Raw genomic sequence first — 18,707 nt, 5'->3', positions numbered from 1 at the left:
CCTTCGTCGAGAACAGCGTCTCGCCGTCGGCGTCGAGGGCCACCGCCCAGTGGTGCCCCTTACCGGCGTCGATGCCGACCCATATCCGCTCCTGCCGCGTGCTCAACCGCGTTGCTCCGTTCCACCGTGACCAACACTCCCGTGGTCCGTAGAACACTCCGCCGACAGGTCCCTAACCAGCGATGACCGCAGTTCTCAATCAGTGGTCGGAGCGTCCCGGAGGACCGGGCGGCCATTCCTCTCGAGCCCTCAAGGGCAACCCACCATCAGCCACACCCGGTCCTCCCGGACCGCCTCACATTCTTAGGGAACCACCATGAACACCGCCACCACCAGCCGCTTCCGCGGACGCGCCGGACGCCGCATCGCCGCCGCCGTAGTCACCGCCGCTGCACTGGGGTTGGGGGTCACGGCCTGTGGTCAGGGTTCCGGGGCCGCGCGCCCCGCCGGCTCGTCGAGCCCGTCGGCCGCGGCCGACTCTCAGAACGCCTCGAATCCGCCCCAGTCCACGAGCGGCGCCTCCTCGGACAACTCCGGCTCGCAGGGCCACAACGGCGGCAAGACCGGTACGGCACCGTCCGCTGCCCGAGGCTCGGGCTCCGGCACGCACGCCGGGGCCGGCCGCGGCACCGGGAGCGGCGTCGCCCACGCGGGGAACCACCGCACGATCATCGGTACGCTGACGTACCTCGCCCCCGGCAAGCTGACCGTCAAGCCGCAGGGCGGCGGTATGGAGCAGGCGTTCCTGATCTCCAACGCCACACGGATCCTCGGCGCGGCCGCGATCTGCTCGGTCGACGACGGTACCGTGACCGTCGGCAAGGACGGCTACGGCACCTCCAAGTGCACCGTGGAGCAGTTGGAGAAGGCCGCCAAGACCAGCAGTGTGACCGTCCGCGTCACCATGAACCCGAAGTCCGGCGCTGCCGAGACCGTCGAGGAGAAGTACCACCCGTAAGCGCCGGCATGCGGCTGCATCTCCGCGCCACACGCCACACGCCATACCCCGCACGCGCCCGGTGGGCCCTCGCCCCACCGGGCGCGCGGGCGCGCGGACCGTCCGACGCCGGTCCGACACCAGCCGTTCGCCGCAAGGGACTGGACTTTCCAGGTTCCCCAACAGCCGTATGTCACGCCATAGGTGTCTGTACGGGGGCGAGGTGGGGGCGTTTGGCGGTGCGAGCGTCGCCGGTCGAGCGGCCCCGTAGGCGTCTGCCCAGCCAGGGGCCGAGGAAGGCCGCGGCCCAGCGCAGTTCGTGCGTGGCCGCGCGCCATCCGACGGGGGCAGGTGTCTTGCGGCGGAGGCAGCGGATGGGTCCAGGTGTCGTCGCTGTCGGGCAGGGCGAGAGCATGGGCCACGGCGGCGGCGATCCGCTGGTGGCCGAGGGGGCTGGCGTGCAGCCGGTCCGGGCTCCACAGGCGGGGGTCGGTGACCACGGCGTGGTGACTGGTCTCGGCGACGGTGACTCCATGGCGACGGGCCGCCTGACGGATGCGGTCGTTGAGTGCGGTGACGCGGGAGCTGAGCGGCCGGGCGAGTGGGGTGATGCGGGCGATGTCGGGGAAGGTGAGGGTGGCGACCCTGGCGCCCTGGGCGGTGAGCGCGGCGAACATCGCCGCCAGGTGGCCGGCGACCTCGTCGGCGTCGAATCGCGGACGCAGGAGGTCGTTGACACCAGCGACCACGGTGGCCAGGTCGGGTTGCAGGGCCAGGGCCGGGGCGAGCTGTTCGGCGCGTACCTGTCCGGCGAGCCGGCCGCGTACGGCCAGGTTGGCGTAGCGCAGACCGGAGTCGTGCTGTGCGAGGTGTTCGGCGAGCCGGTCGGCCCAGCCACGCAGGCCGACCGTGTCGTCGCCGTCGCCGAGGCCCTCGGTCTGGCTGTCGCCCAAGGCGACGTAGCGGGTATGGGTCGGGTCAGTGCCTGGCACGGGCCACCTGCCTGGCCCGCAGGATCGCGACGGTGCGTTCGCACCAGTCGCGGTTGCCCTGCTCGAAAGCCAGGCCGCGCAGGCACGTCAGATACGGGCCGATGCGCTCGCCGTGGCGCAGGAACTCCTCTTCGCTGCGCTCTCCGCGCATCGTGTGCAGCAGCCGGCCGAACAGGTCGGTCTTGGCCTGGGCGAAGGCGGCGCGCTCGGTGAGCTGCGCAATCAGCGCCTCGGTGTCGACGTGGTCGGCCGCCTGCACCTTGACGGCCAAGTCGTCGCGGATGAACGAGGGTTTGGTGGCGGTGGCCGTGAAGCGTTCCAGTTCCGCCAGGCCGGCGTCGGTGACCTGGAACAGGCGTTTGTTGGGCCGGGTGTCCTGGACCACTTCGCGGCCCGTGATCAGCCCGTCCTTTTCCAGCCTGGCCAACTCGGTGTACACCTGCTGTGGTTGGGCGTACCAGAAGTTCGCCACGCCCAGGTCGAAAGCCTTGGCCAGCTGATACCCACTCAGCTCCTCATCGAGCAGCGCCGCCAGCACGGCATGACGCAAGGCCATCGAATCGCCCTCCTCTGCTTGCCCCTTGTTGCACTTTGCTGCACCTTGTCACCTCTCGTGCCCCCCGGTCCGCCCTCCCCGACTCTTTCCGCTCTTCCCGCAGGGGCGTCGCTCATGGTACTCAAGAAAATGACTAATCTCATCCGTGATTACGAGGGAGAAGCCAGAAGCCATGACCACAGCAGACCGCTTCCGCGCCGCCGTCGACGACCGTGACCTCGCCGCCCTCGACGAGCTGTTCACGGAGGACATCCGGCTCTACAGCCCAGTGAAGTTCACGCCCTTCGAGGGCAAGCCCATGGTGATGGGCCTCTTCGGCGTCCTCCTGCGCACCTTCGAGGACTTCCGTTACATCGGGCAGTACGACGGCGCCTCGCAGACGACCGCCGACGGGACCGAGTCCCCCTCGGCGATCCTGGTGTTCCGGGCGACCGTGAACGGCCGGCAGATCCACGGCATCGACCTGCTGCACTTCGACGACGACGGTCGCGTCAAGGAGTTCACGGTGATGGTCCGGCCGCAGTCCGCCGTCCAGGCCCTGGGCGAGGCGGTCCTCGCGGGGCTGGTCACGGACGGTCTGCTCCCTGCCCGTTCCGATCAGTGAGGAGAGCGCCCGACCTCACGCCGCACGCCGCCTGATACGAGCTCGCGCCCGCTCACCTCACCGCCGCCTGGGGTGAGCCGTGGCTCCGACGGTATCTATTTCCACTTCCAGCCTGACTCCCGCAGGGCGGTGGCGCGCTGCACCAGCGCGTCGATCCGGGTGGCCGCCTCGGCCGGTTCCCAGTAGTGGTCGGATGCGGTCGTCTGGTGGGGATGCTTGCGGTAGAGGACGCTCGGCTCGGCTATGAACTCACCGGGTGCCACCGCCTCCGCGGCAAGGAGCAGCGCAACTGTCTCGGCTCCGGAGAGTGCCTGCCAGCCGCCGAGCGCCAGTACCAGGCGACGGTGTGCGGCGAATGTGGTGGCCTGAACGGACAGGCGCTGCTCCAGGACCTCGCGATAGAAGCGCGCGGGCTCCACGGGGCCACCGGCAGGGTCGCACGGGCCTGGCGCCGTGCTCCCGTCCTCGTGCAGGTCGACGCAGGCGGATACGCACCAAGGAACACGTTCCAGGGTCTCGATGTCCCGCTCCAGCGCGCCCGGCAGCAGTACATCGTCCGCGTCCAACGTGCGAACCAGATCTCCCGTCGCACGTGCGAGGGCGTGGGTGCGGGTGACCGCTATGCGCGCTCGCTGTCCTGACCCGAGGGTGATCCTGGGGTCATTTGGGAGGCTTTTGGCCGGAATGCCCGAGGTGCCGTCTTCCTGCACGCACCACTCCCATTGCCAGTCAGCCGGGAGCTTTTGTTCGCGCAGGGATTCATAGGTGTCACCGATGAAGTGGTGGCCACCTTCGTGTACGGCGGTGATGACGCTGATGGTTCGCATGCACGGGTCCTGTCGGAGAGGGATTGGCCCATCCGGGATCATGACATGAACCCATGGCCAAGGTTCACTCTCGGTACCCGGAATTCAGCTGGGTCGCGCGGAGGTGCAGCGCAGCGCGGGGCAGCGCAGGGAAACGGCGTGGGCACCGCCCAGGCACACCAGGAAGGCTCCTCACGCAACGCCCCGTGCGCCAACACGCCCCAGCGATCACCGCGTCCAAAACTCGCCGCGTCACCCCGGCAATCAGCGGGGAGCCTCCCGCTGCAACACCGGCCACCAACACCAGGGGGGCATGTGACATTCGGCATCGGACGAAGCATCGGAGAACTCGTCACAACAATCGCCCAGGCACAGCAAGCGATCACCGCGGCGCTGGACCGAAGCTTTGCCGGCATGCGGAGCACCGTAGAAGCGACGATGACCGCAGCCCAGAACGCACGCGACGCAGCAGTCGGCGCACAGGCAAGAGCGGACGCCATTCACAGCGAACTCCAAGGCATCCGCAACGACACCCAACGCCTGCAACCCGCCGCACCCCCACACCCGCATCGCGATCAACAGATCCTCACCCAGCTCACCGAACTCCGCACCACCGTCGAGGGGCTACGCGCCGATCTCACAGCCGCCAAGGCACCTGAAACGGCCACAAATCCGGTCACCAAGGAGCAACAACAACGCCCCAGTGAGCCGGACGACTTCGACGACTTCCTCACCCTTGCCGCCGGCATCGCATACGCGCAGATCATCTGCCACCGAGACCACTGGGACTTCCTCGTCGGCCAGTCCAGTCGCGGCCAGCACTTCCGACTTCCGGCCGGCGTCAAGGAGGCCAACGGGCTCATCCAAGCCGAGATCTCCGGCCGCGCCCTCATCGCCGTACTCGACGCCCTACGCACCACCCAGCAGGACCTCGCCGCCACCCCCGGAACCCAACAACTCGCCCGCGAGATCTACGCCCGCATCGGCATCGCCCTACGCAATGTCGATACCGACAAATCCTCCGCTCACTACCAATCCGGCAAGGAGTGCCCACCCGTCACCCGCATCATCATCGACGACCGGCCACCGGCGGCCGACGCGGCCTGACGACACAAAGGGCCCCCACCGAACCTGGCGGGGGCCCTCATGCCGTGATTCCGGGTTGGCGTGTGGGGTCAGGTGTCCGTGTCGAGGTTGAGCACGGTTTGCAGGAGGCCGGGGAATCGCTCGTTGAATTCGAGGCGTAGCGAGACCCAGCAGCGGGTGCCTTCCGGGCGGCTGCGCGCGATACCGCCGCTCCGGAGCTTTTTCATGTGGTGGCTGAGCGTGGACTGTGCGACGCCGAGGGTGAAGTCGCCGGCGAGGTGCTCCTGGCCGTCGTTGAGTACGCGCACGATCGCGCGGCGGGTCGGATCGGCCAGCGCCGCCAGGGCGTCGGACAGTGACACCGCGGAGAGCTCCGGATGGTCGAGAGAGCGCATGGCGTCAGTGTAGGCAGACTTGAGTAGTTCATCGATAATCGACGAATATCGAATATTGGAGGTAGGGTCACGCAACAGGGGCGCGGACGTTGGATGCGGACGTCGAAGGACGATGTCGGAGGACGACGTTGGCGGACGACGTTGGAGTCTGCGCACGATGCGAGGGAGAGTCATGATCGTCGATCACCGTGTCTACACCATCCAGCCGACCCGGGTGGCGGACTGGGTGGCGCTCTACCGGGAGAAGGGCTATCCGCTGCAGGAGCGGTATCTCGGACGGTGTGTGGGCTGGTATGTCCCGGTGGAGGGGCGACTCGACCAGGTCGTCCACCTGTGGGCCTACGAGGATCAGGCCGACCGGGAACGTCGTCGGACCGCCCTGTACGCCGACCCGGATTGGCAGGCGTACGTCGCCGAGATGAAGCAGGAGGGCCTGCTGCTGAACATCGAGAACCGGATCCTCGCGCCGACGGACTTCTCGCCGATTCCGTGAGGTGGGGCGGCGCCGAGAGTTCGGTGGCGGGTGGTCAGGGGCGGCCACCGGGCCGCTGGTCCGGTCGCGCCACGAGTGGGGCGGTGGGGTCCGGGACGGTGCCGCGGCCGTGTTGCACGGTCCAGGTGGTGGAGCGCGTCAGGGCGGCGCGGACGGCGGGGTCGCGTACCGCGGAGGTGGCGTCGGTGACGGTCGCCGTGAGGCGGTGGGTGCCGCGGCCCGGCGCGAGTTGGCGTAGTGCCACGTGGTCGCGGTCCCGGTAGCGGCGCAGTTCGTGCCCGTCGAGGTACCAGCGGGTCGCCACCTTGCCGTGCGCGGCGTCGTTCGGGCGGGGCAGGGCGAGGCGCGCCGTGGTGCTCCAGGTCCGGGCGTGGTCGGCCGGGGCGGCGGGGGTGGCGTGTCGGTAGAACCCGGCGATCATGGCTTCGGCGCCGGGGCTGTTGAACGGCTTGCCCAGGGTGCGCATCAGGGAGTTCTCGGTGGGGCGGTACAGCCCCTTGACGTAGTAGTTGCCGCCCTCGTAGGCGCCGACCGGCCCGCCGTCCGGCGAGGTCGCGCCCAGCCAGCGGTACCACTTGGTGCGGGCGGCGGCCATGGCGTCGGCGGTCAGTACGGACGAGTTGGGTTCCGGCTTCTCGGGCCCGGTGTACTGCTCGTATTCCGGGACGCCTGGGTAGGAGTACTCGTCGGCGAGCTTGCCGAGGGAGTGGCCGGTCTCGTGGACGGCGACCTGACTGGCCGCCTCGTTGTGGGCGGAGACGGTGGCGATGCCTTCGTAACCGAGGGTCTGGCTGGGCTCGTTGTAGCCGGCGCCGCCGTACTTGGCGCTGTTGGCGAGCACGATCACCAGGTCGGCCTGCGGGGCCTTGGCGACGTAGGCGTCGACCTTCTGCTGGTCGAGGCAGAGCAGCCGTTCGGTGCCGTCGCACCAGAAGTGCGCGCCGAGGGCGGTGTTGCGGACGACGCCCTTGTCGGGGTCGCCGCTGACTCCGCTCTCTGTGGAGACGGCGTCCACGCTCCAGACGTTGAAGAGTTTCTGGTACGTGCGGTAGGGCTCGACGCCCAGGAAGTCGTTCCACTTGTTCTTGACGTCCTGGTGGAACTGGTCGAGCTGGTCCGCGGTGTAGCCGTCGCCGATGACGACGACGTCGAGGCGGTCCTTGCTGTCGCCGTTGTCGATCACCTTGGTGACCTGCCCGTCCGCGGCCCGGCCGGCGGCCGTCAGGACGGACTTCGGGGCGTGGGGGAACGTACGGAGGACGGAGCGGTAGCCGGATCCGGCCGCACCGCCGGCGGGGCCGGGGACTTCCACGCGGGCTTGCGGGGCGGGAGTGGGGGCGGGGGCGGCCGCGGCCGGGCCGGAGGGGCTTGCGAGCGCGAGGGGGAGGGTCAGGGCGCAGGCGCCGATGATGGTGGGGATCACTCTCCGGCGGCGACGTATGGCGGGTGGGGGGAGGACGGGCAGACGCACGTAACTTCTCCTGGAGGGTGGGGGGGTTGGTGGGGAGTCGGTGGGTGGCTGGTTGCACTGCTGGCATGGTCATGGCCAGTTGTGGTGCCAGGCAACGATGGCACGGATCGCCCGGTGCATCGATGGGTCGACGCCGAGGAGGTCGGGGATGTGAATCCGGTGGCCGGGTGTGAACGGGGGCGGCGGGAAAAGGAGCAGCCTGTTGCCGTCGGTTGAGTGCGGGGCCGGCCCGGACGGGAAATTTCACAGGCCGTGCGGCCGGGTGCCCAAGGCGGGCGGCGGAGCGCCGTGAGGCACCGGCCCACCGGGCCCGTGCCACGGTCGAACGCGTCACCTCACCAGGGGAGTTGCGCGATCGCGTCCTGGGCGGCACTCTCGCGGAGCTGCTCGGTTTGTGACCGCAGGGCCACGTACGTCGCGGGGCTCCGGCAAAAGCGCCGGCCGGGATCGTTCACCGCTGGCAGGGTGACCGGCCGTGACAGACAACACCGACAGCGCCGACAGCATCGCCATCACCACGCTCGCCGAGCGGCCGTCGCTGGTCGCGCGGATCTACGACATCGACGAGACCTGGCCGGCGTTCATCCCGCACGACCCGGTCGCGGCCGCCTTCTTGGGCCGCGTCCCGGAGGACTTCCCCCCCCCACTACTGCGTGGTGGCGACCGATGGCGAGCGCGTCGTGGCCCGCGGGCTGAGCGTGCCGTTCGATACCGGTGCCGAGGGTCGCGAGGAGATGCCGGAGCGGGGGTGGGGTCGTGTTCTGACCTCGCGTGGGCTCTCCTCCCGCATGCTGGCCGGGCTGCGTGACGCCGTCGGCCGGCAGGGTCACGACACGCTGCTCGCGCCAGTGCGGCCGACGGCCAAGCACCTCGAACCGCGCGTCCCCATGGCCGAGTACGTCCGTCGGCGGCGCGCCGACGGCCTGCCGGCCGATCCGTGGCTGCGGGTGCACGTCAAGGCCGGCGGCACCGTCGAGAGGATCGCGCCGGCCTCGATGACGGTCAGTGGTTCGCTGGGCCAGTGGCGGCGGTGGACCGGCCTGCCGTTCGATCGCGACGGCCGGATCGAGGTCCCGGGCGCCCTCGTGCCGGTGCACTGCGACATCGCGCAGGACCACGCCGTCTACGTCGAGCCGAATGTGTGGGTACGGCACCGGGTGGTGCAGCCCGGCCCGAAAGCCGACGGCCGATAGCCGGTGGCCGGTGGCCGGTGGCCGGTGGCCGGTGGCCGGTGGCCGATAGAGGGGGCGATGGGCGGGCGGCGGGCTACCCGGGGCTCCTGCGGCTCACGTTCATCCGGATGTCGTCGGCCGCCCAGAGCACGAAGCGTTCGATCGGGGTCACCTGGTGCCCCGGGGCGGGCCGGAAGCGGAAGCGCTTGAGCAGGACGGCCAGGACCAACTCGGCCTCGATCATGGCCAGTCCGGCGCCCTCGCAGCTGCGTGGCCCGAAGCCGAAGGGGATATGGGCCAGCCGCGGCCGCTTGGCCACCTCGTCCGGGGCGAACCGCTCGGGCAGGAACTTCTCGGGCTGGGGCCAGTAGTCGGGGTTCATGTGGACGGCCCAGATCGGATAGAAGACCGTGGCCCCGGCCGGGATCAGGTGGCCGCCCAGCAGGAGGGGTTCGACGGCCTCCCGCGCGCCGTACGGGCCGGGCGGGTAGAGCCGCATCGCTTCCTTGAGGGTCATCTCCAGGTAGGTGAGGCGTCGCAGGTCGGGGTAATCGGGCGCCGCGCGGTCGCCCAGTACGCGGTCCAGCTCGTCGGCGACGCGTGCGGCCACCTCGGGGTGGCGCCCGAGCAGATACAGGGTCCAGGAGACGGCCACGCCGGTCGTGTGGTGGGCGGCCAGCATCGTCATCATGACGGTGTCGCGGATCCGCGCGGGCCGTTCACCGGCCGCCAGCAGCACCCCGATGAGATCGCTCCTGTCGGTGCGGTCGGTGCCATTGCCGGTGCCGGCGCCGGTGCGGTCGACCGTACGGTGCGCGGTCACGACCTGGTCCACCGTCGCACGCAGGTGAGCGAGGGCCCTCGCGGCTTTCGCAGCCTTCACACCTCCCGCGGCCTGCTCGGCACGGCCCTCCTGGGCGTCGCCGCCCGGTGTCTCGTAGAGTCGTCCCAGGTGTTCGGTGAGCACCTCCTCGAACGCGGCGATCACGCTCTCCGGGTCCGCGATCTCGCTTCCCAGTGCGTAGGCGCAGATCATCCGCAGGGACAGCGCGGTCAGGTCCTTCTGCAGCTCGACGGGCCGGCGGTCGGCCCGCTCCGCCCAGCGGTCCGCGAGCTGCGTCGTCAGCGCGGTGAACCGTGCGAAGTGCCGCTCGTGGGACGGCCGTCCGGCCAGCACCGACAGCAGCAGGCGCCGCCAGGGAGCGTGTTCGGCGGCCGGCATCACCTGGATGTTGCCCGCCTCGCACAGCGGATCCAGGAACGCGAACAGCGCATCCGGACGCTCGTCGAGCCGCGCCGTGGCCTCCAGCAGCACGGGGTCGGCGACCGACACGGCCCATTCCACACCCGGCAGTTGGAACCGTACGACGGGCCCGTATGCGGCGTGCAGTTGTAACTGGTAGGTGTGCAGCCCGCCGGCCGCCGCAATGGCTCCGGCCCCACCGTCCGGCCGGGGCTCGGGACCGGGAATGCTCGCGGCCGCCTCTTCCGACTGCCGACCCGCTGCAGGGGATTCCACCGGCACCTCCGGACATCGACTCCCGACGGCGACCGCTCCGTTCGCCGGCCGCGTCATCCGTTGCGTCATCCAGTGCAACACCGAGGGCCGGGACTTGCCCAGCCCCAGGCATCGTGGCAGGGCCGCCACTCCCCCAGGCACCGACCGGCTCCTGGTGCCCGAGCTGACGTACGTTGGCCTGATGAGAGATGAGCTGCGGGGTGGGACGCGGGAGCGGTGGCGCGGGTTGGCGCGGTGGGTGCGCTGGGTGCTCGTGGTGTATGTGATCGGGTTCGTGGAGGGGGCGTGCTGGCATGTGCTGGATCTCGCGCGCGGCGGGATCCATGTGTACGCGGCCTTCGCTCCGCTGCCGTTGCAGGTGCTCTTCGTGAGTCTGGTCGTGCTCGATCCGCTGGTGGTGGTGCTGGTGGGGTTGGTGCGGCCGGCGGGGGTTCGGCTGGGCGCGGGCGTGATAGCGCTGGATGTGTTCGCCAACTGGATCGTCAACTGGCCGCAGTTGCAGGCGGATCCGGCCTGGCTGCTGCGCCCGGTCGGGTTGCTCCCCATCACGCTCTTCGGGGTGTTCGTCCTCGCGACCGCGATTCCGGTGCTGCGGGCCGTGCGCGGTGCGGCGGCGGGGCGGCGGGGGACGCCACGCGTCCTGAAGCGTAAGGTCGTCAACTCGTCTGCGTCGGCGGCGGGACGTCCGTCCGGGGGCCGTGGCCCTCAGTGATCGCCGGCCGCCCGTAGGCCGCCGGCGATCCGCTGCCACTTGGCGAAGATCTCCGGCCGTTCGTCGGGCTGCGCCCGGTCCATCTCGTCGTCGAAGCGCCGGGCGAGGGACGGGCTGGCGAGCGCCTCACGAATACGCTCGACGGTCCATGGCAGGGTGCTCATGCCTTCCTCCCTTTCCAGCGTTGTGAAGCCGTCAAAGATAGCGGGCCGGCCGGGTCGTGGCGTGCGTTTTCACCCGCCGCAACCCGAAGGGGCGAATTGCGGGGAGACGGTGGTGGTGCCGGGGAGGCGGTGCGTGCGGCTTGTGGATGCGTGGCGGTCGGGGCGGCGGAGCCGTGCCACGCAGAGTCAGGGCGCGTCCCAGGGTCAGCGCCGGGGTGCCCTTCGATGAGGAGGAGGGTGGCGTCGGCGGGGCGGTGCGGGCCCGGGTGGGGGGTGCCGGAGGTGCGAACGGTCCCGGTGGCGCCGATCCTGAACAGAGGAGTCGCACGTCGCGGCGACGACGCACCGGGCGACAGTACCGGGAAGGCACAGTACGTACCTGATTAGGCAGCGTGTCGCGGCACCGTCGTGACAGCGGAACGGACGCACATGACCGATGGATTCATGGGTCCGGAGGGTTATGGCCCGGACTCGTTTGGTGACTTTCTCGCGCGCTTCTTCGGGCGTTCCGCGCAGTCGCCGGGTGAGGAGGGGGGCACCGCCATGCCGCGGCAGGCCGACATCGCCCGGCTGATGAGCGGGCCCGCCCGGGATCTGGTGACCTCCGCCGCCGCGTACGCCGCCGAGCACGGCAGTCCCGAGCTGGGCACCGAGCACCTGCTGCGGGCGGCGCTGAGCACCGAGCCGACCCGGAGCCTGATGCGGCAGTCGGGGGCGGATCCGGATGTGCTGGCGGCCGAGATCGACCGGAACGCCGGGTCGGGGCCGTTGCAGAAGAGCGTCGCGGTGACCCCGGCGGTCAAGCGGGCGCTGCTGGGGGCGCACGAGCTGGCGCGGGGCACGGGGGCGTCGTACATCGGGCCGGAGCATGTGCTGGAGGCGCTGGCCTCGAATCCGGACTCGGCGGCGGGGCGCATCCTGCACCTGGCGCACTTCGATCCGCAGGCGACGGCGGGCGGGCACGGCGGTGCCGGGGCGCACCAGCCGTCGGGGTCGGGCGCCGAGCACGGCCCCGTACCGCATCACGACACGCCGACGCTGGACAAGTACAGCCGGGATCTGACGGACCTGGCCCGGGCCGGCCGGATCGATCCGGTCATCGGGCGGGAGGAGCAGATCGAGCAGACCATCGAGGTGCTGTCGCGGCGCGGGAAGAACAATCCGGTGCTGGTCGGCGACGCGGGCGTGGGGAAGACCGCGATCGTGGAGGGGCTGGCGCAGCGGCTGGCCGACGGGGAGGTGCCGGAGACGCTGTCGGGGCGGCGGATCGTGGCGCTGGACCTGACCGCGGTGGTGGCCGGCACCCGTTACCGCGGCGACTTCGAGGAGCGGATGAACAACATCATCGAGGAGGTCCGGGCGCACTCCGACTCGTTGATCGTCTTCATCGACGAGCTGCACACCGTGGTGGGGGCGGGCGGCGGCACCGGGGAGGGCGGGGCGCTGGAGGCCAGCAACATGATCAAGCCGTCGCTGGCGCGCGGGGAGCTGCATGTGATCGGGGCCAGCACGCTGGAGGAGTACCGGCGGTACATCGAGAAGGACGCCGCGCTGGCCCGCCGCTTCCAGCCGATCCTGGTGCCCGAGCCGACGGTGCCCGACACGGTGCAGATCCTGCGCGGGCTCCAGGACCGCTACGAGGCCCACCACCAGGTGCGGTACACCAAGGAGGCGGTGCTGGCGGCGGTGGAGCTGTCGGACCGCTACATCACCGACCGGTTCCTGCCGGACAAGGCGATCGACCTGCTGGACCAGGCGGGGGCCCGGGTCCGGCTGCGGTCGGCCACCAAGACGCCCAACGTGCGTGATCTGGAGCGCGAGGTGGAGCAGTTGGGGCGGGACAAGGACCAGGCGGTCGCCTCGGAGCAGTACGAGCGGGCGACCGAGCTGCGGGACCGGATCGCGGCGCTCACCGAGCAGATCAGGGCCGTCCAGGAGACGCCGGGCGAGCGGCCGATGGGGGGCGACGGGCGGATCGTGGAGGTGACGGCCGAGGACGTCGCGGAGATCGTGTCGCGGCAGACCGGGGTGCCGGTGAGTAGTCTGACGGAGGAGGAGAAGGACCGGCTGCTGGGGCTGGAGGGGCGGCTGCAGAACCGCGTGATCGGGCAGAACGACGCGGTGGCGGCGGTGTCGGAGGCGGTGCTGCGGTCCCGGGCCGGCCTGGCCGACCCGAACCGGCCGATCGGCAGCTTCCTCTTCCTCGGCCCGACGGGGGTGGGCAAGACCGAGCTGGCGCGGGCGCTGGCCGAGGCGCTGTTCGGCAGCGAGGACCGGATGGTGCGGCTGGACATGAGCGAGTACCAGGAGCGGCACACGGTCAGCCGGCTGATCGGCGCCCCGCCCGGGTACGTCGGCCATGAGGACGCCGGCCAGCTCACCGAGGCGATCCGCCACCACCCGTATTCGCTGCTGCTGCTCGACGAGGTGGAGAAGGCGCACCCGGACGTCTTCAACATGCTGTTGCAGGTGCTCGACGACGGGCACCTGACGGACTCTCAGGGCCGCACGATCGACTTCAAGAACACCGTGATCGTGATGACCAGCAACCTCGGTTCGGAGGCGCTCAGCGGCGGTCGCGGGGTGCTCGGCTTCGGGCCGGCCGAAGGGGGTTCGGACGACGGCGCGCGGGAGCGGGCGCTGAGTGCCCTGCGGGGGCACTTCCGGCCGGAGTTCCTCAACCGGCTCGACGAGATCATCGTCTTCCGCCAGCTGACCGACGAGCAGTTGCACCAGATCACCGGGCTGCTGCTGGACGGCACCCGCCGCCGGCTGCACGCTCAGGACATCGCCGTCGACTTCTCCCCCGCCGCCGTGGACTGGCTCACCCGCCGCGGCCACCAGCCCGAGTACGGGGCCCGGCCGCTGCGCCGGACCATTCAGCGCGAGGTCGACAACCGGCTGTCGCGGATGCTGCTCGACGGGGCGCTGTCGAGCGGGGACCGGGTGCGGGTGGACGTCGCCGACGACGCGCTGGCCTTCCAGGCCGACCGGGCGGAGCACACCAGGTGAGCGGCACGGCCGCGGGGACCGGGAGGAGTCGAACTGAACGGTCAGCCGGATGACGGGAGCGAGTCGGAGCTGATCTGGCCGCGGGGCCGCCACGAGACCGAGGAGGAGCGCGCCGACCGGCGCTGGACCGAACTCCTGCAGGAAGTGCGGGTCATCCAGACCGGGGTGCAGATCCTGTTCGGCTTTCTGCTCACCGTCGTCTTCACCCAGCGGTTCGCCTCGCTCAGCACGGCGGACCGGACCATCTACGTGATCACCCTGCTGCTGGGGGCGTCCACCACCGGTGCGCTGGTGGGGACGGTGACCTTCCACCGGCTGGTGGCCGGGCACCGGCTCAAACCGCAGACCGTGCTGTGGGCGGCGCGGCTGGCGCTGGTCGGGGTGGTGCTGCTGCTGGCCACGGTCGCCTCCGCGCTGCTGCTCATCCTGCGGCTGGCGCTGAACGCCGAGGCGGCGCCGTGGGTGGTGGCGGTCCTGGTGGCGTGGTTCGTGGGGTGCTGGTTCGTCCTGCCGGCGTGGGTGCTGCGCCGCTACTCGTCGTCGGAGTGAACGGACTGAGCAGCGGACGGCGCGGACCGGGCGGACTGCGGGGCGGCGGGGCCGGTGCGACGATGGAGGGAAGGTGCGGGGCGCGCCGGGCAGCCGGCGGGGCGGCTCCGCACGCCCGGCGCCGTCGACGGATTCGCAGGGATGGAGGGATCACCATGACGGTCTGCGAGGTCTGCGGGAACGACTACCCGCGGGGTTTCGAGGTGCACATCGACGGCGCGGTGCACTCCTTCGACTGTGTGGAGTGCGCGGCCCATCTGCTCGCCCCGACCTGCGAGAACTGCCAGTGCCGGATCCTCGGGCACGGGCTGGAGGCGGAGGGCGAGCGCTTCTTCTGCTGCGCGCACTGCGCGCGGATGCGCGGCGTCAAGGAGCTGGCCGACAGCGTGGCGTGACGTCGGGACACATGCTGCGGCGGCCGCCCCGCGGGGACGGCCGCCGCATCCGCGCACCGCTCACGCACCGGCCGGCGCGGGGCTCACCCGGCGCGGACGCAGCAGCAGCGCGGCGCCGGCGAGTCCGGCGCTGAGGATCGCCAGTCCGACGGCCAGCAGCTCCGGCCACATCGAGGCGTCGCCCAGGCTGCTGCGCAGCGGGACCAGGACCCCGGCCCGGGACAGTGCGTGCAGCACGATCACGGTGACCGCGGCCGCGGCGCTGGCCGTCCAGATGGCGGCCGTGTCGCGCATCGCCAGGCAGCCGGCCAGCAGCAGGTACACCACGGCGATGATCAGCGAGATGGCGTCCGAGGAGGGGTTGTGGGTCACCGCCGTTCCCACCGGCAGATGGCCCAGCCCGCACAGGGCCAGGGCGACCGCGGCGGGCCAGCGCAGGACGGACCGCAGGACGCCGCCGACCGCCTGGCCGGGCGTGGGCGCCCCGGGCCCCTGCCAGTCATGGCCGCCGTGTGCGCCGGCCGCCGGCCACGGGGCGCGCTGCGGCCGCGGCGGGGCGTCCCGCATCGCCGGGTCGCCGTGGCCGGGGGCGCCGCCCGGGCCCTGCCCCGGGTAGGCGAGGTCGGGCACCTGGTGGGCGTAGGGGTCGGGATAGGGCTCGGCGAACGGGTCGCTGAGGGTGGGCAGGGCCGTGGTGCCCATGCCCGCGGTGTCGGGATGGCCGTCGGAGTAGCCGTCCGGGTAGCCCTCGCCGTCGGACGGCGCCCCGGTGGGGAGCTGCCCCGCCTTGGCGCGGTCGAACAGCTTGATCAGCTGGACGACCTCGTCGACGGATCTCTCCACTGCCGCCGCACGCAGCGCCTCATAACTCGCCTCCGCGGTGTGCGGGGACTCGCCGAGCAGGGCGAGCAGCGGCCCGACCTCGCTCACCGGGCGGGTCGTCGCCGCCACCCGCAGCGCTTCGTCGCCCGGGTTGGGGTCTTCGCCGGTGCGCTTGAGCAGATCCACAAGGGCGGCGACTTCCTCCACCGGCCTCGTGGTGGCCGCCGTCCACACCAGGGTGCGGAACGAGACATTCTCTTGGCTGCTGGGTGGAACGTGTTCGCCGTGGTCGGTCGGGGACGGATCGGCTTGGCCCCCACGAGGAGCTGGTTCAGATGACATGTAGGGACTCCACTGAACGAGGTGAGAGCGTCCGCACCGGGGGTGCCGGCGCCCATCGGGCGTTGTGCGTACTGGTTCGTACCTGTTTCCGTTCAGCCAACGTCCCTTTTGGCCGCGGGCGCCAGTGCTGGCGGGCCATCCGGTGGAGACACGCCGCGGGCGGGAGAACGACCGGGCGTGTCGGCCGGTCCGCGTCAGCTCTGCGCGGTGGCGACGGTGAACAGTCCGCCCTGCGGATCCCCGATCACGGCCTCGCAGCCGTCGCCGTCCACCATCGGTGTCACCGGCAGCGCGAAGCCGCCCGCGGCCACGGCGGCGGCGGTGACCTGTTCGATGTCGTGCACGGGGAAGTAGACGTGCCAGCGGGGGCGGACATGCGGGTCCGGGGCGGACTCGACGGCGCCGCCGCGCAGCGCGGCCACGGTGTGCCCGCCTTCGTCCCGCACCACGACCTCGTCGTGCTCGTAGGTGATGTCGCAGCCGCCGGGGCGGTCGGGGGACCAGCCGAAGACCTCGCCGTAGAAGATCGCCGCCTCGAAGGCGTCGCGGGTGCGCAGTTCCAGGCACATCGGCGCCTCACCCTGCCCGACCGCCCAGGAGAGCGTCTGGCCCTCCCAGAGGCCGAACACCGCGCCGTCCCGGTCGGCGGCGAGCGCCCCGCGCCCCTTGCCCACTTCGAGCGGGCCGACGGCGACCGTGGCGCCGCGTTCGCGGATCCGGGCGGCGACGTCGTTGGCGCTCTCCACGGCGAAGTACGGGGTCCAGGCGACGGCGACGTGCCACTCGGGCGCCAGGTTGCCGATCCCGGCGACGGGCTGGCCCCCGGACAGGGCGACGGCGAACGCGCTCCCCACGGCGCCGGGCCGGAACTGCCAGCCGAGGACCTTCCCGTAGAAGTCCTGCGCGCCGCGCAGGTCGTGGGTCATCAGGCTCACCCAGCACGGCGCGCCGCCGAGGGCCGCGGTGGCGCTGCGGATTTTGGTGGCGGGCATCGGAATCCGCCTACCCACCGGGGCAGCGGGCCCACCGGCGACAGGGGCCGGACGAGCGGAGGAGGCCGGCCCGCGGGCCGGCGACCGGGACGAGGAACAGGCGGGCCATCGGGATCCACCTCCGGACAGGTTGGTTCCCTACTGGCCCCCATTATGCGCTTCCGAAGCCGGCTGCTCTCGGGGTCGGCCGGCCGCCCCTTCTTCGTTTCCGTGCCTGGTCAGCGCCGCAGCGTGAGGCTTCGAGGTGCCGTCGGCCGCGGGTCCTGATTCGCTGGTAGCAGCGGCTTCCCGGGCGGACACCGGCCACGGCGCCCGCCCGGCGGCGCCGGGTACCGACACGGGACGAGAAGGAACGGTCATGGGAGCGGACGAGACACGCGAACGCCTTCAGCAGATGCGGGAGAAGGCCAGGCAGCTGGCCGACGCCGCGGAGCACACCAGCGATCCCAAGGAGCGGAAGCGGCTCCAGGAGAAGTCCCGCCGGCTGCAAAGCAGGAGCGAGCAGGAGAGCGCCATGCGGGCCGGGGACATCTACCCCTCGCAGTGAACCCCGGCACGGTCCGGCGCCCGGCCGTTGGAGTGGCTTACGGCCGGGCGCCGGTGGGCCGTGCGCGCCGCCGGGAAGGAGCTGCGGCGGAGGAACGGCGGCAGGAGGCGGAATGCACCGCATGCGGCCCACCGTGGTCTATGTCCACGGCAACGGGAACAAGGTCCGTCCGGACCTGCTCAAGTCGCAGTGGGACCAGGCGCTTTTCGGCCGGGACATGGCGGAGCTGTCCCGCATGGCCTACTGGGCGCCGCTCCAGTACGCGCATCCGCTGCCGGACTTCCGGGTGGACGCGCTGGACGGCGGCCCGGCGGCCGCGGCCGAGTCGGGGGTGTTCGACTCGCCGGAGGAGTTCGTGGCGCGGACCGTCGCGGAAGCGTGGCACGAGTCGGGGGCCGCGGGGCTGGAGGGCCGGGCGTCCGGGGGCCCGGACGCGGTGCCGGTGGAGGGTGCGCTGGTCGGCTGGCTGCGCGAGATGACGTACCTGGCGGAGACCCTGGGCGAGGCGGAGGCCGGCAACGAGGAGCCGGGCGACGGTGCGGCGCTGCCGCTGGAGGTGCTGCCGCTGCCCCGGCCGCTGCGGACGGCGCGCTTCCGGGAGCTGGTGGGGCGCACGTTCCGGGACCTCCACGCGTACTTCTTCGGGGGCAGGGGGCCGGCGATCCGGCAGGTGGTCGCGGAGGCGCTGCCGCCGGCGGACGGGCCGTTGGTGGTCGTCGGCCACAGCCTGGGGTCGGTGGCCGCCTACGAGGTGCTGCGGGAGCGCGGCCAGGAGGTGGAGCTGCTGGTGACGCTGGGGTCGCCGCTGGCGATCAACGAGGTGCGGGGCCAGCTGGCGCGGCCGCCCGCGGTGCCGTCGGGCGTGCGGGCCTGGCGCAACGTTTCCGACCTGCGGGATCTCGTCGCGCTGGGGCACACCCTGCGCCCGGAGTACGCCCCGGCGGAGCTGATCACCGATGCGCTGGTCACCAACAACAGCGGCAACCACCACGGAATCAGCCAGTACCTGGCCCAGGCCGCGGTCCGGGAGCCGGTGCAGCGGCTCGTCGGTCAGCTCGCCTGAGCAGGGATTTCCGGTGCCCGGCCGGCGTCTTGCAGAGGCCCGAAGCGGGTGCAAGCATGACAAACAGGAGGACGGACT

19 protein-coding genes and 1 pseudogene are annotated in these 18,707 nt (G+C 71.5%); 11 read left to right on the top strand and 9 right to left on the bottom strand.

The genetic code is table 11. The features are described from left to right. The first annotated feature begins 316 nt into the window (after nucleotides 1–316). A complete protein-coding gene (locus B073_RS0126325; RefSeq protein WP_018541084.1) occupies nucleotides 317–958 on the top strand; it encodes a hypothetical protein in 642 nt (213 codons plus the stop codon). 172 nt (nucleotides 959–1,130) lie between these two features. Here B073_RS0126325 and B073_RS44455 read toward each other — a convergent pair. Together B073_RS44455 and B073_RS0126315 are read right to left on the bottom strand one after the other, a co-directional pair. Continuing rightward, nucleotides 1,131–1,929, bottom strand: a pseudogene (locus B073_RS44455) (SGNH/GDSL hydrolase family protein). Next, on the bottom strand, nucleotides 1,916–2,485 hold the full coding sequence (locus B073_RS0126315; RefSeq protein ID WP_018541083.1) for a PadR family transcriptional regulator: 570 nt from the start codon (nucleotides 2,483–2,485) through the stop codon (nucleotides 1,916–1,918). The pseudogene B073_RS44455 and the gene B073_RS0126315 overlap by 14 nt, the downstream one beginning before the upstream one ends. A 172-nt stretch (nucleotides 2,486–2,657) precedes the next feature. Here B073_RS0126315 and B073_RS0126310 point away from each other — a divergent pair, with 172 nt between their 5' ends. Beyond that, nucleotides 2,658–3,089 (top strand): nuclear transport factor 2 family protein, encoded by a 432-nt coding sequence (locus B073_RS0126310; RefSeq protein WP_018541082.1) that lies wholly within the window; start codon nucleotides 2,658–2,660, stop codon nucleotides 3,087–3,089. A 95-nt stretch (nucleotides 3,090–3,184) separates the two neighbouring features. Here the strand turns inward: B073_RS0126310 and B073_RS0126305 are convergent, their stop codons facing one another. Beyond that, the gene (locus tag B073_RS0126305) at nucleotides 3,185–3,916 is read right to left on the bottom strand and encodes a glycosyltransferase family 2 protein (RefSeq protein WP_026247746.1); all 732 of its coding nucleotides are present in this window, start codon (nucleotides 3,914–3,916) and stop codon (nucleotides 3,185–3,187) included. Nucleotides 3,917–4,210: 294 nt separating this feature from the next. On the opposite strand from B073_RS0126305, the gene B073_RS0126300 reads away from it, so the two are divergent. Then, complete coding sequence (locus B073_RS0126300) at nucleotides 4,211–5,002, top strand: hypothetical protein (RefSeq protein WP_037812691.1); 792 nt, start codon at nucleotides 4,211–4,213, stop codon at nucleotides 5,000–5,002. A 68-nt stretch (nucleotides 5,003–5,070) separates the two neighbouring features. Here B073_RS0126300 and B073_RS0126295 read toward each other — a convergent pair whose 3' ends face one another. Next, entirely contained in the window at nucleotides 5,071–5,376 is a 306-nt protein-coding gene (locus tag B073_RS0126295; RefSeq protein ID WP_018541079.1) for an ArsR/SmtB family transcription factor, read from the bottom strand. Nucleotides 5,377–5,548: 172 nt separating this feature from the next. Between B073_RS0126295 and B073_RS0126290 the strand changes: the two genes are divergently transcribed. Further along, nucleotides 5,549–5,869 (top strand): NIPSNAP family protein, encoded by a 321-nt coding sequence (locus tag B073_RS0126290; RefSeq protein WP_018541078.1) that lies wholly within the window; start codon nucleotides 5,549–5,551, stop codon nucleotides 5,867–5,869. Between the two features lie 34 nt (nucleotides 5,870–5,903). Here B073_RS0126290 and B073_RS0126285 read toward each other — a convergent pair whose 3' ends face one another. Beyond that, entirely contained in the window at nucleotides 5,904–7,340 is a 1,437-nt protein-coding gene (locus tag B073_RS0126285; RefSeq protein WP_234025169.1) for a M64 family metallopeptidase, read from the bottom strand. A gap of 656 nt (nucleotides 7,341–7,996) precedes the next feature. Here B073_RS0126285 and B073_RS41230 point away from each other — a divergent pair. Next, the gene (locus B073_RS41230; RefSeq protein WP_420706458.1) at nucleotides 7,997–8,533 is read left to right on the top strand and encodes a hypothetical protein; all 537 of its coding nucleotides are present in this window, start codon (nucleotides 7,997–7,999) and stop codon (nucleotides 8,531–8,533) included. A 73-nt stretch (nucleotides 8,534–8,606) separates the two neighbouring features. Here B073_RS41230 and B073_RS0126275 read toward each other — a convergent pair whose 3' ends face one another. Beyond that, complete coding sequence (locus B073_RS0126275; RefSeq protein ID WP_234025168.1) at nucleotides 8,607–10,031, bottom strand: cytochrome P450; 1,425 nt, start codon at nucleotides 10,029–10,031, stop codon at nucleotides 8,607–8,609. 181 nt (nucleotides 10,032–10,212) lie between these two features. Between B073_RS0126275 and B073_RS0126270 the strand changes: the two genes are divergently transcribed. Continuing rightward, a complete protein-coding gene (locus B073_RS0126270; protein ID WP_037812808.1) occupies nucleotides 10,213–10,743 on the top strand; it encodes a hypothetical protein in 531 nt (176 codons plus the stop codon). Here B073_RS0126270 and B073_RS47305 read toward each other — a convergent pair. After that, nucleotides 10,737–10,907 carry a hypothetical protein gene (locus B073_RS47305; protein ID WP_018541073.1) on the bottom strand — a complete coding sequence of 57 codons (171 nt, stop codon included), beginning with the start codon at nucleotides 10,905–10,907 and terminating at the stop codon, nucleotides 10,737–10,739. The genes B073_RS0126270 and B073_RS47305 overlap by 7 nt on opposite strands. Nucleotides 10,908–11,336: 429 nt before the next feature. On the opposite strand from B073_RS47305, the gene B073_RS0126260 reads away from it, so the two are divergent. The 3 genes from B073_RS0126260 (at nucleotide 11,337) to B073_RS0126250 (ending at nucleotide 14,863) form a co-directional block, all read left to right on the top strand. Then, on the top strand, nucleotides 11,337–13,919 hold the full coding sequence (locus tag B073_RS0126260; protein WP_026247743.1) for an ATP-dependent Clp protease ATP-binding subunit: 2,583 nt from the start codon (nucleotides 11,337–11,339) through the stop codon (nucleotides 13,917–13,919). A 33-nt stretch (nucleotides 13,920–13,952) separates the two neighbouring features. Further along, complete coding sequence (locus B073_RS0126255) at nucleotides 13,953–14,468, top strand: DUF6328 family protein (protein WP_051094198.1); 516 nt, start codon at nucleotides 13,953–13,955, stop codon at nucleotides 14,466–14,468. A 155-nt stretch (nucleotides 14,469–14,623) separates the two neighbouring features. Beyond that, entirely contained in the window at nucleotides 14,624–14,863 is a 240-nt protein-coding gene (locus B073_RS0126250; protein WP_018541070.1) for a hypothetical protein, read from the top strand. A gap of 60 nt (nucleotides 14,864–14,923) precedes the next feature. Here B073_RS0126250 and B073_RS0126245 read toward each other — a convergent pair whose 3' ends face one another. After that, nucleotides 14,924–16,027 (bottom strand): hypothetical protein, encoded by a 1,104-nt coding sequence (locus B073_RS0126245; protein ID WP_026247741.1) that lies wholly within the window; start codon nucleotides 16,025–16,027, stop codon nucleotides 14,924–14,926. 194 nt (nucleotides 16,028–16,221) lie between these two features. Then, nucleotides 16,222–17,019: a VOC family protein gene (locus B073_RS0126240; protein ID WP_018541068.1), complete on the bottom strand. Its 798-nt coding sequence runs from the start codon at nucleotides 17,017–17,019 to the stop codon at nucleotides 16,222–16,224. 358 nt (nucleotides 17,020–17,377) lie between these two features. Between B073_RS0126240 and B073_RS0126235 the strand changes: the two genes are divergently transcribed. Beyond that, complete coding sequence (locus tag B073_RS0126235; protein WP_018541067.1) at nucleotides 17,378–17,566, top strand: DUF6381 family protein; 189 nt, start codon at nucleotides 17,378–17,380, stop codon at nucleotides 17,564–17,566. Nucleotides 17,567–17,678: 112 nt separating this feature from the next. Then, nucleotides 17,679–18,629, top strand: a complete 951-nt coding sequence (locus B073_RS0126230; RefSeq protein WP_018541066.1) for a hypothetical protein — start codon at nucleotides 17,679–17,681, stop codon at nucleotides 18,627–18,629. Nucleotides 18,630–18,707: the final 78 nt, after the last annotated feature.

Origin of the sequence: Streptomyces sp. MspMP-M5 (assembly GCF_000373585.1) — a bacterium.
Classification (GTDB): domain Bacteria; phylum Actinomycetota; class Actinomycetes; order Streptomycetales; family Streptomycetaceae; genus Streptomyces.
This window is presented reverse-complemented; position numbering and strand designations above follow the sequence as displayed.

Bases quoted from the DNA above. Each gene is read 5' to 3' on its own strand.
- B073_RS0126310 (WP_018541082.1), top strand. From the start codon at position 2,658: ATGACCACAGCAGACCGCTTCCGCGCCGCCGTCGACGACCGTGACCTC.
- B073_RS0126230 (WP_018541066.1), top strand. From the start codon at position 17,679: ATGCACCGCATGCGGCCCACCGTGGTCTATGTCCACGGCAACGGGAAC.
- B073_RS0126290 (WP_018541078.1), top strand. From the start codon at position 5,549: ATGATCGTCGATCACCGTGTCTACACCATCCAGCCGACCCGGGTGGCG.
- B073_RS0126270 (WP_037812808.1), top strand. From the start codon at position 10,213: ATGAGAGATGAGCTGCGGGGTGGGACGCGGGAGCGGTGGCGCGGGTTG.
- B073_RS0126245 (WP_026247741.1), bottom strand. From the start codon at position 16,027: ATGTCATCTGAACCAGCTCCTCGTGGGGGCCAAGCCGATCCGTCCCCG.
- B073_RS0126260 (WP_026247743.1), top strand. From the start codon at position 11,337: ATGACCGATGGATTCATGGGTCCGGAGGGTTATGGCCCGGACTCGTTT.
- B073_RS0126240 (WP_018541068.1), bottom strand. From the start codon at position 17,019: ATGCCCGCCACCAAAATCCGCAGCGCCACCGCGGCCCTCGGCGGCGCG.
- B073_RS0126295 (WP_018541079.1), bottom strand. From the start codon at position 5,376: ATGCGCTCTCTCGACCATCCGGAGCTCTCCGCGGTGTCACTGTCCGAC.
- B073_RS0126305 (WP_026247746.1), bottom strand. From the start codon at position 3,916: ATGCGAACCATCAGCGTCATCACCGCCGTACACGAAGGTGGCCACCAC.
- B073_RS0126235 (WP_018541067.1), top strand. From the start codon at position 17,378: ATGGGAGCGGACGAGACACGCGAACGCCTTCAGCAGATGCGGGAGAAG.
- B073_RS47305 (WP_018541073.1), bottom strand. From the start codon at position 10,907: ATGAGCACCCTGCCATGGACCGTCGAGCGTATTCGTGAGGCGCTCGCC.
- B073_RS0126315 (WP_018541083.1), bottom strand. From the start codon at position 2,485: ATGGCCTTGCGTCATGCCGTGCTGGCGGCGCTGCTCGATGAGGAGCTG.
- B073_RS0126325 (WP_018541084.1), top strand. From the start codon at position 317: ATGAACACCGCCACCACCAGCCGCTTCCGCGGACGCGCCGGACGCCGC.
- B073_RS0126250 (WP_018541070.1), top strand. From the start codon at position 14,624: ATGACGGTCTGCGAGGTCTGCGGGAACGACTACCCGCGGGGTTTCGAG.